Genomic DNA, 14,583 nt, shown 5'->3' on the forward strand with positions numbered 1-14,583 from the left:
ACCGGGCTCGCGCAGTGACGGTATCCGTTCTGGCCAGCCCTTTAGGCCAGAGGGGCTTCTTTTTTTGGCAGGCTTAAGACTCCTCCAACGGCATCGCAGCAGGACCGAAGAACTTCATTTCCAACGCATGTTTCACTTGCGTTTCGCGACGGAATGTCAAAGCTCCTTCGTGTAATTATTAGTACAGTAGCACTGTATGATATGCGTACCGCCCGTGGATCAGGAAAATGACGTCTGCAGAAAACGATATTGCCGAGAAGATCGGCCTCAAGAACAAACGCCGACCCGCTTGGTTTTGGATCGGCGGGACCGTCTTGGCACTTGGCTTGATCGGGGCGTGGTACGTCGCTGTTGATGGCCAACAAAGCGGGGCACAGACCTATGTGACGGAACCTGTGCTGCAAACCGACATTCAGGTCGTCGTGTCGGCCGTAGGGTCGATTGAACCCACCGATATGTTCGATGTTTCCTCAGAACTCTCCGGCACAATTGACGCTGTCCTGGTTGATTACAATCAACCGGTTGAGGTGGGGACGGTGCTGGCGCGGCTTGACACCACCAAGCTTGAGGCAGAGCTCGCTATGCAGCGCGCATCGCTCGACAGTGCCAAGGCGATGGTCACGCTGGCCAAAGCATCCCTAGAAGAAGCCCGGCTGACATATGAACGAGGTCAGGCACTCAAATCCAAGGGTGTTGAATCCAACGCGACTTTTATCGGCCAGGAAGCCGCTTTCTTGCGGGCGCAGGCCGAAGTTCAGTCGGCGCTTGCCTCGATGCATCTGGTTGAGGCCAACCTGGAGCTGATCGAGGCAGATCTCGAAAAGTCCTGCATTTGCAGCCCAACAGACGGTATCGTTCTGGACCGTGCAGTGGAGCCAGGACAGATCATCGCTGCCTCCCTCAATGCGCCCACCCTGTTCACCGTGGCAGAAGACCTCACGGAGATGGAGCTTCAGGTCGATGTTGACGAGGCCGATATCGGCAAGGTGGCGGTCGGACAAGCCGCGAGCTTTACCGTCGACGCCTATGATGAACGTTCGTTTCCGGCAGAGATTTTGCAGGTGCGTTTTGCCAGCGAAACAGTAGACGGCGTGGTCACCTACAAAGCAATCCTACAAGTGGAGAACGAGGATCTATCCTTGCGCCCTGGCATGACGGCCTCGGCCGATATCATCGTGGCTTCGGTCGAAAATGCTTTAGCCGTGCCCAATGCTGCCCTGCGCTACACACCTGCGTCAGCAGAAGACATCGTCGGTGCAGGCAGCGGTGGCTCCGGTTTTGTCGGCATGATCATGCCCGGCCATCGCGAGGACGCAAATAGCGCTGATGGCAAGCAACGCGCGGTCTATGTTTTGCGCGATGACGTCCCGCTGCGCATCCTGGTGCAGGTCGGGCAAAGTGATGGAACCGTCACCGAGGTCATATCCGAGCAACTGGCGCCCGGAGACGCGGTGATCACGGATGAGTTCGATGACAGCTGATGCTGCGCTCATCAGTTTGACTGACATCACGCGAGTCTATGGTTCTGGCGAGGCCGAAGTCCGTGCCTTGGACGGCGTGTCCTTCGACATACACTCCGGTGAATTTGTGTCGATCATGGGCCCGTCGGGATCGGGAAAATCCACAGCCATGAATGTGATCGGCTGTCTCGACAGCCCGACATCGGGTCAATACCTGTTCAACGGAGTAGAGGTGGACGAGCTGAACAATGATCAGCGCGCATTGCTGCGTCGGCACTATCTCGGTTTTATCTTTCAGGGCTACAACCTGCTGCACCGAGCAACCGCACTGCAAAACGTCGAACTGCCATTGATTTACAAGGGTATGGGCCGTGAGGAACGCGAAAGTCGCGCCCTTGCTGCGCTGGACAAGGTCGGGCTGGCGTCACGCGCCCATCACGACCCTTCGGCGCTGTCAGGGGGGCAGCAGCAGCGTGTGGCCATCGCCCGCGCGCTTGCGGGCGATCCACAGGTGATTTTGGCGGATGAGCCCACCGGCAATCTCGACACCAAACGGTCGGTCGAGATCATGGAGTTGATGGTTGAGCTGAACCGCTCTGACGGAATCACCATCGTGATGGTCACCCATGAAGATGAAATGGCGGAATTCGGCTCGCGTTTGATCTGGATGGTCGATGGCAAGGTTGAAAGCGACCGCGCGCTGGAAAAGGCTGTCTAATGCTTTGGGAAACAATCAAATTGGCGCTCCAGTCCATCCTGCGCAATCCGATGCGCAGCTTTCTCACTGTGCTGGGCGTGGTGATCGGGGTAGCAGCGGTAATCGCCATGGTCACCGTGGGCAACGGGTCTTCTACCCAGGTGACGGCTGATGTCGAAAGCCTTGGCGCCAACCTTTTGATGTTGCAACCCGGTCAGGACCGTATGGGACCGGGAAGCGATGATGGCGGCGCGGCGCGCCCCTTTGATCTTTCGGATATCGACACCATCCTGAAACAGGTCAATTCGATCTCGGTTGCGGTGCCGACCGGTTCCCAGTCTGTTGTGGCAATCCTTGATGGCGACAACTACCAGACCTCTGTCACCGGAACGCAGAATGGATATTTCGACGCAACAGACTGGCCACTTACCGCAGGGCGCATTTTCTCGACCGCTGAGGAAAAGGGCAAAGCCGTGTGCATCATTGGCGAGACGGTGCGCGAAGAACTGATGGGACGGGCCAATCCGATCGGGCAGAAGATCCGCATTGAGAACTTCAATTGCACCGTGATTGGCCTATTGGAAGCCAAGGGAGCAAATACGTTCGGACAGGATCAGGACGATATCGTCGTCATGCCCTTCAGGACCTTCGCGCGGCGCATCGCCGGCAGCAACGATGTGCCCTCGATCACGCTGTCGGTGCGCGATGGGTATTCGACGGACCGTGCCAGCGACGACCTCACCGCATTGATGCGTGAAGTGCGCCGCATTGATGCGGGTGAAGACGATGATTTCTCAATCCGCGATACCGAACAGCTGGCCAATATGCTGCGGAGCATTACCTCGGTTCTGACTGGGCTTTTGTCAGCGGTGGCAGCTGTCAGCTTGCTTGTGGGGGGGATCGGGATCATGAACATCATGCTCGTCTCGGTGACGGAACGCACCCGCGAGATTGGTATTCGCATGGCGGTTGGCGCGCAGGCCAGTCAGGTGCTGATGCAGTTCCTGGTCGAGTCGATTGTGCTGTCGGCATTGGGCGGACTACTCGGAATTGGGCTAGGACTGGCCATGGGGGCCGTTGGCGCCAAAATGCTCAACGTGCCCTTTATTCCCGACCCCGGTATCATCGCGCTTGCCTTCGGGTTCTCGGCCGCAGTGGGGGTCGTCTTTGGCTATTTCCCGGCCCGCCGGGCCGCAAAACTCAACCCAATCGAGGCCCTGCGCCACTAAAGCGACGATACATATTCCATCCGTTCAGACAAAGGATAAAGCTACCTTTAGGGAACGTGATCAGGCTGGGGCTAGCTGCTTGGAGAGTATGAGCTGACTTTCATGAGACTTCAGTACGATGCGCGCAGTGGGGCCATAGTTATTGAAATCGGGCATGAGCTCTAAAACTTCAGATCGGGTATACGCATCAAAGGAATCTAGGGTTTCATCACCTGGGTGATAGCTCTCACTCTCCAGGCCGTTGCCGGAAATAATTTCATGCTGATCGAATAGCAAATGCACATAGGTCACCGCCTGCCCGTCTGCCTGCACCCGGATTGTTGTGTCGTTTACAAGGTGCTTCGCCTTGACCAGAACTTCGGACTGCCCAAACAGCAGCACAGCCAGCTCGGATGTGATCAAGATCCGATGATTGGGCGATACCGCGATACGTCCGTGATCGCCCAGTGCATTGGCCAAAAACACCACTGGCGCAGAACGTCCGGTGGCACGGCGGGTGCTGCGCCCAATCCATCGAAGCGGTTGCAGGCCATTATCTCGGGTCACAACCAATGTTCCGATCTCCAGGTTTTCGACCGCCAGGGCGCCTTTTATAGTTTCGATCTGAGTTCCCGCAACGAAACAGGGCGGAGAGCTCACTTCTGTTGTGACCTCCACGGATCCGACGTCGCTGTTTCCCTCTTCATCCGTCACCGTGTAGGAAAACGTATTGGTTTCATCCGCCGTGCTGTCATTGACGATAGTAAGCGTGCCGTCGGAGTTCAGGGTCACGACTTCGCCTGTGGTCAGCGTGACGGAATCTCCGGCTGACACGGCCTGGCCAGAAATATGCGTGATAGTCAGGCTACTTGTATCGCCGTGGAGATCATTGCCCAGAACATCAAGAACTTCAGAACCATCGCCGGAAATCGTCAAGATGTCATGGGTTGCAACCAAGTCTGACTGAAAGGGACCAGTCAATGTGTCAATATCTGAATTCCAGACCAGATCACCAAGCAGACCTCCCGCCGGAAGGCCTGAGAAATCAAGGGTCATGGTGGTATAAAGATCTCCGACGGCCTCACTTCCAGCTAGATTTACAATTCCTGTATAGGTCGCCGTAATCTTGCCGGACAAATCCTCGTATTCAGGGGCAACTTTGAACGGGTAGCCGTTTTTGGAGCTTGGTGTGGAGCCGCCGAGAGGATCATCGTCCATCGCAAAAGTTGTATCAAACACCGAACTTGCCGGTACGAGATTGATCTCAAGCGAGGTCAACAGTTTAGTCGTCGTCAATTCATGCCAGCTGTAGCCGAAGAACATGTCGATGTCCGTGCCGGTCGCCCCGCCGGTCGTGTAGGGGTCCAGCGCCTGCCAGGTCAGGGTTTCGCTTGTGCCGTCTGCATAGGTTGCGGTGATCTGAGCACCTTCCAAATCAACCCCGCGGGAGGAAGTATCCGCGCGCACGCCAAAGTCGCTTTCTCGCGGGTCTTCATCGAGTCGGACAATATCAATTGTGGGCATGGTTATCCCCCCTAAATTTTTTGGTGTTCAATAGTAGATTTTTCTCAGCAGGAGACCTGAGGAGATTCACGATGAAGAACGGACGATTTGGCGACGTGTAAATCATGGGCATTCTGAAGCAGGCGGAGGGCGGTGTGCCTGTCTCCACCCCCGCCTATTAAGCATTACTTATACTTAATACCCTCCTCCTCGTTGAAGGAAGAGAAATCCTAGGCTCAGGACCCATTGATTTTCGGTCGGCTTCGTGATTCACCGTGCCGAAAACAAGCGGAGGTCATGTCTGACCTTTTCTGGCTGAGCGACGAGCATATGGCGCGTCTTGAACCCTTCTTCCCCAAGTCTCACGGCAAGCCACGCGTTGACGACAGGCGTGTTCTGAGTGGAGTTATCCTTATCAATCGCAATGGGTTGCGCTGGCGGGATGCACCAAAGGAATACGGGCTGCACAAGACTCTGTACACCCGCTGGAAGCGCTGGAGTGACAAGGGCATCTTCGCCCAGACGATGGCAGGACTGGATGCCGAGCACGGCGAAAAGAAAACAGTGATGTGTCCGTCGTCAGGGTTTTTCGGACCAATGGCGGCCTAAACTAAGAGAGAGTTTGGCTCATCTGGTTGGTTTGATTATGCGGCGTGCAGTCGGTGATCCTCCCGCATTCGGTTGGTTTCCGACGTATCCTCGTATTCAACGGGCTTCTTGCTCTCATCCTTCAGGATGATGACTTCTTCGCTCTCAGCCCGACCAACATCATCACGCTCAAACTGGTGAGATACCTTGGCCCTGTCAACCAGCTAGCAATGGATGACCTTGTAAGCGCACTACAAGAAGCAGCCTTATACAGCCAAGATAGTATCGAAAGAAGCAGTGAAATCAGTTTCGCAAGCGGAAAAGTTTGGGCTCACCGCTCGGCAAATTCTCGTTGGAGTGTTATTCAGGACGGTGTTGGTTGGATTTCTCGAAACGAAGAAAACCTACAGCGGGAAATTGACAAGAAGGCTCGAAAGCTTTCGATTTACAAGGAAGCCTACTCCGACATTCGCCTACTTGTGGTTGCTAATCGTATCAACAACAGCGGGAAATTGATACTTGAAGAGCGGTTTCGACCCAACCTTCGTGGGTTCAATGCAGTGTATTTTTTATCTTATCCGGATCGCGTGAGCCCCTTCTATTCTCAGTGCAACTGATTGGGTGGAGAATTACGTGATGTTGAGTTCGGTTAGCAGCTTTGGGCTGCTTCCTAAACGCCATCTTCGGCTTCGGCCCAGACTTTCCTACCACCTCAGCAGGTAAGTACTCATCCCAGATCCTATCCACAAACTGCTTCACCTCAGGATGATCAGACCACCTATGCACGTCTATTGGCCGGGAGTGCCACGGGTTCTTAATCTTGCTCATTGTCAATAAGGCCTTGGGTTTGAATGCTTACTGTGCAGACTACCTATAATTCTTAGATAGACTAGTATGTTATCTAAGGGGACCTGATCGGGTACTCCTACTAAGATCTTCACTATTCTGTCTTCTATCATCCATTACTTATACCTATTCCCTTAGGAGACCTATCCCTAGCATTGGGGGGTAGCACGTTATGACTGGTAGTGGTGAGGGGAGGGCTGCTTAAGAGGCGCTACGACATCGCCACAGAGTGGGCCTAGAAGAGCCCCTAGATGGCTTGGATGCCTAAGGTCCACGATCGTGCTCAGCCCGCCACAGAGCCCCACAGGCAGCCTGATAGAGCCACATGCAGGTGGGGGCATTACGAGGGGCATTCTGAACCACACCGGGTCAGAAGTCGCGTCTCTAGATCATGTTAGGAAGTACTGGCTGGGGTGGTAGGATTCGAACCTACGATCTTCAGTACCAAAAACTGTTGCCTTACCACTTGGCCACACCCCATCAGTGAGCGGCGTTCTAGTGTGAGTTTAGAGGGCGCGCAAGAGGCTTTGTGGAAAAAGTTGAAAACTTTTTCTGTTGCCTCCTAGGCCCCCTCTCCCAATTTGCCTAACTTGAAGCAAGCACACCAGTCTGGATCAGCACTGCACCTTGGCGTGCACCTGCCTCTACAGCCTCATGCGCCGCGCAAGCCTCTGTTATTTTGTATACCTTTTGAATATCGCAAGTCAGGGCCCCTGCCTTCAACGCTGTATGAAGGCGCTGAATTGTCGCTTGTCTTTCATCCGGTGTCAGCAAATAAACCAGAATAATTTCGACAGTAACTGCCTTGAACAAAAGCGGCAGGAAGGGAAAGCTCGGGTTCATTTCCTGAGCCGATCCGTAGGCGGCAATACGTCCGTTTTCGGCGACCACTTGAGCGTCCGTGTCGATATTGCTGCCAAACTCCACCTCGATGACCAAATCTACCAACACGCCATCATTGGCAGCGATAATTTGAGCCGCGAGATCCGGTGCACGGTAGTCAAGAACAGCATCGGCCCCGGCGGCAATCACCCGCTCGCGACCAGTGGTGCCACAGGTCGCGATGACCCGGGCACCGCCCCATTTGGCCAATTGCACCGCCAGAATACCCACGGTTCCGGCACCGCCTTGAACCAACACGGTCTTGCCCTGAACCTCTCCCTTGCCAAAAACGGCAAAGCAAGCCGTCAGGCCCGGAATGCCCAAAACAGCTCCAACCTCCAGACTCACGCCGTCAGGGAGAGCTACAGCCTGCTCCGATGGCAGGGCCATCTTTTGGGCCGCTGTACCGCAGGATCGGCGAAACTGACCATTCCAGATCCAGACACGCTCTCCGATGCGATCCTCAGAGACACCGTCTCCAACGGCCGATATCACTCCCGAGCCATCGCTGTGCGGAATAATCAGCTCCCAAGGGAAACCCTTGAGCCCCGGCTGTCCGCGGGTGCGGGTTTTGACATCCGACGGGTTGACCCCCGAAAAAACCATATCCACCAGAACTTCCCCCGCTTGGGGCTGCGGCGCAGGCAAGTCTTCGAGCTGCAGAACCTCGGAGGCTGCCCCAAAGGCGCGATAGGTGATGGCTTTCATCGATGTTGGTTCCTTGTGAAGTATTGGATGATGTATTGCGTCGAGTGTTGCCTCCAGGCGCGAGCCCCTCGCACCAAACCTGTGAGGGCACTGAATCCGCTGACAACCAGGATGGCAACCGGGATAGAATACATCGCCTTCCCGGAATGGACAGGGCTACAATCGGGACAGGCCTGTCGGGTTTGGGCCACGCACGCCACGTCATCCCCGCAGCGACCACCATCACAACTGACAAGACAACAGCTGACAAGACAACAGCTGACAAGCCAGCCAGGCCACCCGCTGCTGATCTGCCCGCCAGAAGAGATGCCTGACTAGGACGTCCCAATAGGAGTGGTCAAAGCAGGGCCGAGAACTACAAAACACATGAAAAGCCCTGCACAAACCCTGTGGTGTTGCATGCCGACAGCCGATCCTGAGGCCTGGTCTGGGGGGCTACCCGGTCTTGCCCTACTTTTTGCCAGTCAATCTGGAACGCCGGCCTGTTTCAAGGCGTCCGTCCATGCATGTCCCGCCTGAGAAATCGCCGCCGGATGTTCGCGGCTGTATTGCCCTAAATTGAAGTCTGGAGATGCGGTCATCAGATTCTGCACCACTTCTTTGGCCTCACCACCGCGCCCCGTCAGCTGCAGGGCTATGGCTTTGGTGCGCAAACTGGCCGGATAGGCCGAATTTGCCTGCAGAGACCGATCAGCCAGTTCTATCGCCCGGTCGTAATTATGGGCCGAGAGATTAGCAAAAGCCGAAACAGAATCGAAATAGTAACGCTGCGGTCCAAGCGGCGTCAGCCGCCGTGCGGCATCTGTCAGTTTTACCGCCTCAATTGGGCGGTTCTGATAGGCCCAGGTGGCACCCTTCAGCAAGATGGCCATGGCTTCGTTCGGGTTGTCCTTCAGGGCGAGATCATAGGATTCCTGTGCAAGGTCGAAATGGAACAGGAGATGGCTGGAAATAGCGCCTTTGAGAGTATGCGCCAGAGAGAAGGATGGGTCCGCTGACAGGGCCGAGGTCGCCAGTTGACTGGCAAGCTGCGCATCCAGCTGGCGATCACTGGAAAACCCCTTTTGCACCCGCAACACATGCCAGAACCCCATCCAGGTCAGCACAAGCGGGTGTTGTGGCTCGCGATCCAACAAGACGGTCAGAATTTCACGCGCCCGGCCAAAGCGGTCCGGTGTCATCTCCTGCATCATCGAAATCGCCGCCATCAACAGGGTGTGGCCTTCAAGGCTCGAGAGCGGCTTGAACCCCGCCACCCGCACGGCATCCCCGACCAGGGTCTGCCCGATCTGTTGAGTTGCCTTGCTCAGGGCATCACATTGACCAGACATCAGATCCTGCAGCGGCCCTTCAAAATGCCGTGACCAGATGACCTGTTCCCGCTCAGCGTCGTGCAGCTCGATCTCGGCCGACATTTTTTGTCCAGTTGCTCGTACGGAGCCAGAAACCAGATATTTCACTCCAGCAACCGCGGAGACTTCTGCGGGCCGAACCCGCGCCGGGTCGAACTGCCGTGATGCCAGATAGGAGGTGACAGTAAACGCCTGACTTCGAGCGAGGCTGCGCGACAACTCCTCTGAGATCAGGGACCCAAGAGCCGAGGTATCTTCGCCAGGAGAGATCTGAACAAAGGGTAAAACCGCGATCAGAGGTAGAAGACTGTCCATTCGCTGGCGCTTTACATGTTCCGGACCTGGGCTCCTGGCATTTTGGCGCCGCGCCATTTCACTGCGGGTCGTTTGCAGCCAGCGGGCGAAATTAACCTCATAGGGCAGTTCAAACCCTTCCATGAACTCTGTGCCCTGCACGGGTTCTTCAAATGCGACCTGTTTCAGGTCAAGAATAACCCTTTCACGATTGGCGCTGAGAACCTGAGCAGCCGTGGGCCCAAGATGACGCCTGAGTGTCGACAATGCGGTACGAAGGCTTGCCTTAGCCTGCTCTGGCTGCGCCAGACTCCACAGCGTCTGCTCCAGAAAAGCCCGTGTTCGAACACCAGATTCTGCGGTAGATAACAAAGCCAAGAGGGCTTGATGCTTTGCCCCCAGCGAGATTGTCTTTTTGTCGCCACTGGCGACACTGAAGGCACCAAACTGGCCCAAACGAAGTAACACACACATAATGAGATCCCAAAAAAATCACTTCACAATCAAATTACAGCAACACTCCGCAAACTTGTAAATAAAAATAACAATTAGGGATGCCGATGAAACCCATCGATTACATCGATAGGTTTTGAGTTTTTTTTACAACCTGGCCGGGAAAAATGCTACATTTCAAAAGGCTAGAGCATTGATTAACAAAGGTTAACCGGGGCAGCGAAGAGCGCCGCCCCAAAAACTATTTTCAACTCTAGACAACAAACCGATATTGGTCGTCTTTACGCTCGACCAGCCCTAGGCCTCCATCCGGCAAATGATAGCCGATCAGCCGAATCTGTTCATGGGACAGTTGGTCCAACAGCCGCATACGGCTTTGGGCCGCAGCTGAAGCATCCTGATCAGTCCCGATAGGCCAGCCAGGTTCAGCAAAGCTGACATGGTGATTACCAATGGCATCTCCGCCGACCATGATGCTTTCGCTACCGCTTCGCAACTCAAAGGACATGTGGCCGGGTGTATGGCCAAATGTGGCATGCGCCGCGACCCCTGGCAGTATCTCTTCACCATCGCGAAACCGCGTGAACCGCTCCTCCAGAACCGCCATGCGTCGGCGAGCACCCACCGCCATTGTCACTCGCGACGCGTCAATGGTTTCTGCGGTCTCGGGAGCGAACCAATAGTCCCACTCGACCTGCCCCATCAAGTATTCAGCTTGCGGAAACAGAGGCTCATCAAAATCGTCAAGAACACCCCAGAGATGGTCTGGGTGGCAATGAGTAAAGACCACGTGGGTGACCTCATCCGCTGCAACGCCCATGGCCTCCAACGCCTCGGCCAAGCGACCTGCAGAAGCTTGAAAGGCAGGACCGGATCCTGCATCAAACAGGACCACTCGCGGGCCGTCCCGCATCAGCGTCACATTAATTGGCGGCTCGATCGGGCCTGGTGCGATGCCTTGCGCCTGCAGAATGAGATCAACCTTCTGCGGGTCGAGCTCCCCGAAAAGCACCTCTCGTGGCAGGACCAGATGCCCATCGGACACTGTGTCAATCTGCATGGTACCGAGGGTCAATGCGGCCCCCGCCTGCTCTGCTCCGGTGGCGGCAGCCCAACTGCCCACCCCAGGCAAAATCAGGCCGGACCCCAGCCCCGCAATTGCTTGTCGTCGCGTGATCCTCATTTCGACCTCCTCATTCGATATTTTTCAGTATTTATATTCTCACATGCGAATTTATATGACTTTCACTCATTTCACAATTGGGGCCGAGAACCGCCGGGATCACAGGCCTTCCAAGCCACAAGTTTCATTCCCGGTTCAGGATGTGAGAGGAGTCTTTCCTATCGGTTCTACGGCAAAAAACAAAAAAGCCCGGTACAGCAATGCTGCGCCGGGCTCTTCTTTGCCTATTGGCCTTCGCCCGATCAGAAAACCGAGGAGAAGACCAAGTCAATCTCTACCGGCGTCACCGACGGCTGAGCTCTTTCCAAAGGCCACCTTCAACAATCGAAATCACGATATCATCAGCGCCCCGGTGATCATCCGCACCATAGGTGATTTTGGTGTCTGTAAGATCATCGTAATAATCCAGAGTTTCCATCGCTTTGATAAAGCTCTCTTGGCTAAGGTCTTTCCCTGCGGCCTCAAGCGCGCGCACCACGGTATCGGCAGCCGAGTAACCCAGCATGGCAAACCCGGTCGCTTTCTGATCAAAGCTGGCCTGGTAATCCGCCATGAATTTGGCCGGCACAGGGTCTGCGGAACGGGCAATCAGATCCACCCAGCCCGCAGAGGCATAGAGCCCATCGGTCACGCCACCGGGAACGGCGGCGACAACATCCAGAAAGCCTGCAGAAGTGTTGAGGAATTTGGCGTCAGTCCAGCCGATCTTTTTGGCCGTTCCAACCACGGTGATCCCCTGACGCACGCCCAGCGCCATGGTGACGATGTCACAACCGGCCGCCTTCAGCTTGGTCAGCGAGCCGACAAAATCCAGCTCATCCGGCTTGTGGGTAGTTTCGGCTGCAAAGCTCAGCCCCAGCTTATGCGCGGTATCTTCGGCACCTTCCTTGATTTCCTTGCCAAAATCCGACGGGATATACATGGCGCAGACTTCTTTGGCGTCGAATTCCTCAGCCAGATAGCTCACCCCGGCGGTGACTTGATCATAGTAGCTGGAAAAGCCGATGAATTTGTTCTCGACCGGATCCTGCAGCATCTGACGGGCCGCCGACAGTGGACCGACGTTAGGAATACCTTTGGGATCCAGCAGTTTGAACCCGGCAAGGTTCATCGGTGTGCCCAGTGACAGCAACATGGCAAAGACTTTGTCGCGGTTCAAAAGCTTGTTGTAGCCCTGCATCGCACGCGGGATCTGATAGCCATTGTCTTCGACAATGAGGCGGATCTGGCGGCCATGCACACCACCGGCGGCATTGGCCTCGGCGAAGCGCATGTTGGCGCCATTGGTGGCCGGAACCCCGATAGCCGCAAAAATGCCGCTGAGATCATTCACGGAGCCGATTACCACTTCGCTGTCACTTACGCCTTGGCTCTCGGCCAGCGCGGCAGTGCCCGCTGTCAGGCTCATGGCACCTGCCAACAGGGTACCCGCCATCAACTTGGATGTCAGTTTCATCATTTTTGTCTCCTCCCTAGAGTACAATCGCAGCGTGTTTTAGATCACGCTATCAATACATATCGTCGATCAGTGCCTTGTGCTTCTTCTCCACAAAACTGCGTTTCAGTTTCATTGTTGCAGTCAGTTCATCATCCTCGGCCGTCAACAGGACGTTGATCAGGCGGAAGTCCTTGATCTGTTCCACCCGGGCAAAGACCTTGTTCACGGCCTCGACCTCGTCGCGGATCTGCTGAACCACCTCAGCCGCCGCGCAAAGAGATGCGAAATCACTGAATGGTATCTTCCGGTCCTGTGCAAATTTTTCAACATTTTCCTGATCAATCATGATCAGACAGGTCAAAAACTTGCGCCGATCACCAATCACCACCGCATCTGAAATGTAATGGCTGAACTTCAGTCGGCTTTCGATTTCAGCCGGGGTGATGTTTTTCCCGCCTGCGGTGATGATGATATCCTTGATACGCCCGGTGATGGTAAGGTTGCCCTCCGGGTCTACCTTGCCAACATCGCCGGTGCGCAGCCAGCCATCGGCGGTAAAGGTTTCAGCGGTTTTTTCGTTGTTGCGCCAGTAGCCCTGAAAATTATTCAACCCCAGGGTCTGGATCTCGCCATCCTCGGCGATCCGCAACTCAACCCCCGGAACCGGCCGTCCGACAGTGCCGGGCAGGTTATGTTCCAGAGTATTGATCGTCGAGATACCGGCATTTTCCGTCATGCCGTAGCCTTCGATCAGGGGCACACCGATGGACCAGTACCATTTCAGCAGCTCTGGTGAAATCGGTGCTGCACCGGTGCCACCACGCCGCATCCGGTCCATGCCCAGCATCCGGCGCAGATTGCGCAGCACGGCAAAGTCCCAGAATGCATAGGTCGCCGCCACACTTGCCGGAGGCGTCTTGCCATACATCACATATTCAGCGCGCGCCTGCCCCGCCTTGATGGCGCGTTGAAAGGCCCAGCGGCCAATCGGCGTCGCTTCTTGTGCCAACACCAGTACCCTTGAGTAGATTTTTTCCCAGACCCGGGGCACCGCAAAGAAAGTCGCCGGAGAGACCTCCTGCATATTGTCAAAAACCGTCTCGGGGCTTTCGGCAAAATTCACCGTGCTGGCTGCGCCAAGCGGGAAATAGACGGACACGTTGCGTTCCAGAATATGGCACAGCGGCAAAAAGCAGAGCTGTTCATCTTCGCGTTCCACTGCCAGCGCCCGGGCACCGGACTCCATCGAAGCCAATACGTTTTCATGCCCCAGCATCGCGCCTTTTGGCATGCCCGTTGTGCCCGAGGTATAGATCAGCATGGCAGTGTCTTCGGGCTTTGACTTGGCAATTTCAGCCTCAAACGCGCCGGGATATTTGGCATCATAGGCCCGTCCCAGATCGTAGAGGTCTTCGATGAAGATGCATTTCTCCTGATCTAGATCGTGCAGCCCTTCGCGATCATAGATGATCACCTTGGTCAGGCTCGGTACCTCGGCCTCGATTTCGAGATATTTGTCCAGCTGCTCATCATTTTCGACGAACAAAAAGCGGCTGTCGCTGTCATTGACCAGATAGGCCAGCTGCGCCGCAGAATCGGTGGTATAGACCCCTGAGGCAATGCCCCCCGCGCCCTGAACGCCCATATCTGTATAGAGCCATTCCCGCCGGTCTTCGCTGAGGATCGAGACCACTTCGCCGCGTTGCAGCCCCAGCGATATCAACCCTAGGCCAATCCACTTGGCGTGGTCCCAATAGGCGCTCCAGGAATAGCTTTTCCAAATCCCCATGTCTTTTTCGCGATGCGCTGTCCGGTCCTGCAGCGCCATGCAACGGGTCTGGAACAGTTTTGGAATGGTATCGCACCCATCTACCAGAACTGGCCGTTGACCCGGTTCTGCGTTGAAGGCGACGCCATTGATCTCGATCTGAGCAGGCCCGGTCTGTTTTGCGACATGCATATTCATCTCTA

Annotated in this window: 10 protein-coding genes, 1 tRNA gene and 1 pseudogene; 5 read left to right on the forward strand and 7 right to left on the reverse strand. The window is 55.4% G+C overall.

Annotation, left to right across the window (positions count from 1 at the left end; genetic code table 11):
• The first annotated feature begins 227 nt into the window (after nucleotides 1-227).
• From PH5382_RS14800 to PH5382_RS14810, 3 genes are read left to right on the forward strand one after another with little or no spacing between them, the layout of a single operon-like run.
• The gene (locus PH5382_RS14800) at nucleotides 228-1,481 is read left to right on the forward strand and encodes an efflux RND transporter periplasmic adaptor subunit (protein WP_058335174.1); all 1,254 of its coding nucleotides are present in this window, start codon (nucleotides 228-230) and stop codon (nucleotides 1,479-1,481) included.
• Entirely contained in the window at nucleotides 1,471-2,178 is a 708-nt protein-coding gene (locus PH5382_RS14805) for an ABC transporter ATP-binding protein (RefSeq protein ID WP_058335175.1), read from the forward strand. Before PH5382_RS14800 ends, PH5382_RS14805 begins: the two co-directional genes overlap by 11 nt.
• Nucleotides 2,178-3,386 (forward strand): ABC transporter permease, encoded by a 1,209-nt coding sequence (locus tag PH5382_RS14810; RefSeq protein ID WP_058335176.1) that lies wholly within the window; start codon nucleotides 2,178-2,180, stop codon nucleotides 3,384-3,386. Before PH5382_RS14805 ends, PH5382_RS14810 begins: the two co-directional genes overlap by 1 nt.
• Before the next feature lie 60 nt (nucleotides 3,387-3,446).
• On the opposite strand, the gene PH5382_RS14815 is transcribed toward PH5382_RS14810, so the two are convergent.
• The gene (locus PH5382_RS14815; protein ID WP_058335177.1) at nucleotides 3,447-4,889 is read right to left on the reverse strand and encodes a Hint domain-containing protein; all 1,443 of its coding nucleotides are present in this window, start codon (nucleotides 4,887-4,889) and stop codon (nucleotides 3,447-3,449) included.
• A gap of 276 nt (nucleotides 4,890-5,165) precedes the next feature.
• Between PH5382_RS14815 and PH5382_RS14820 the strand changes: the two are divergent.
• Both PH5382_RS14820 and PH5382_RS14825 read left to right on the forward strand, forming a co-directional pair.
• A pseudogene (locus PH5382_RS14820) lies at nucleotides 5,166-5,450 on the forward strand (transposase); the annotation flags it as partial.
• A gap of 71 nt (nucleotides 5,451-5,521) precedes the next feature.
• The gene (locus PH5382_RS14825; RefSeq protein ID WP_058335179.1) at nucleotides 5,522-6,073 is read left to right on the forward strand and encodes a hypothetical protein; all 552 of its coding nucleotides are present in this window, start codon (nucleotides 5,522-5,524) and stop codon (nucleotides 6,071-6,073) included.
• A gap of 634 nt (nucleotides 6,074-6,707) precedes the next feature.
• Here the strand turns inward: PH5382_RS14825 and PH5382_RS14830 are convergent.
• The 6 genes from PH5382_RS14830 to PH5382_RS14855 form a co-directional block, all read right to left on the reverse strand.
• Nucleotides 6,708-6,782: transfer RNA gene (locus PH5382_RS14830), tRNA-Gln, on the reverse strand.
• A gap of 105 nt (nucleotides 6,783-6,887) precedes the next feature.
• Nucleotides 6,888-7,892, reverse strand: a complete 1,005-nt coding sequence (locus tag PH5382_RS14835) for an NADPH:quinone reductase (protein ID WP_058335180.1) — start codon at nucleotides 7,890-7,892, stop codon at nucleotides 6,888-6,890.
• Nucleotides 7,893-8,356: 464 nt separating this feature from the next.
• Nucleotides 8,357-10,012 carry a transcriptional regulator gene (locus PH5382_RS14840; RefSeq protein WP_058335181.1) on the reverse strand — a complete coding sequence of 552 codons (1,656 nt, stop codon included), beginning with the start codon at nucleotides 10,010-10,012 and terminating at the stop codon, nucleotides 8,357-8,359.
• A 232-nt stretch (nucleotides 10,013-10,244) separates the two neighbouring features.
• On the reverse strand, nucleotides 10,245-11,174 hold the full coding sequence (locus PH5382_RS14845) for an MBL fold metallo-hydrolase (RefSeq protein WP_058335182.1): 930 nt from the start codon (nucleotides 11,172-11,174) through the stop codon (nucleotides 10,245-10,247).
• A 283-nt stretch (nucleotides 11,175-11,457) separates the two neighbouring features.
• Nucleotides 11,458-12,609, reverse strand: coding sequence for an ABC transporter substrate-binding protein (locus tag PH5382_RS14850; RefSeq protein ID WP_156414935.1), 1,152 nt, complete (start codon nucleotides 12,607-12,609; stop codon nucleotides 11,458-11,460).
• Nucleotides 12,610-12,682: 73 nt separating this feature from the next.
• A complete protein-coding gene (locus tag PH5382_RS14855; RefSeq protein WP_058335184.1) occupies nucleotides 12,683-14,578 on the reverse strand; it encodes an AMP-dependent synthetase/ligase in 1,896 nt (631 codons plus the stop codon).
• Nucleotides 14,579-14,583 lie beyond the last annotated feature (5 nt).

Source organism: Phaeobacter sp. CECT 5382, assembly GCF_001457775.1.
Classification (GTDB): domain Bacteria; phylum Pseudomonadota; class Alphaproteobacteria; order Rhodobacterales; family Rhodobacteraceae; genus Pseudophaeobacter.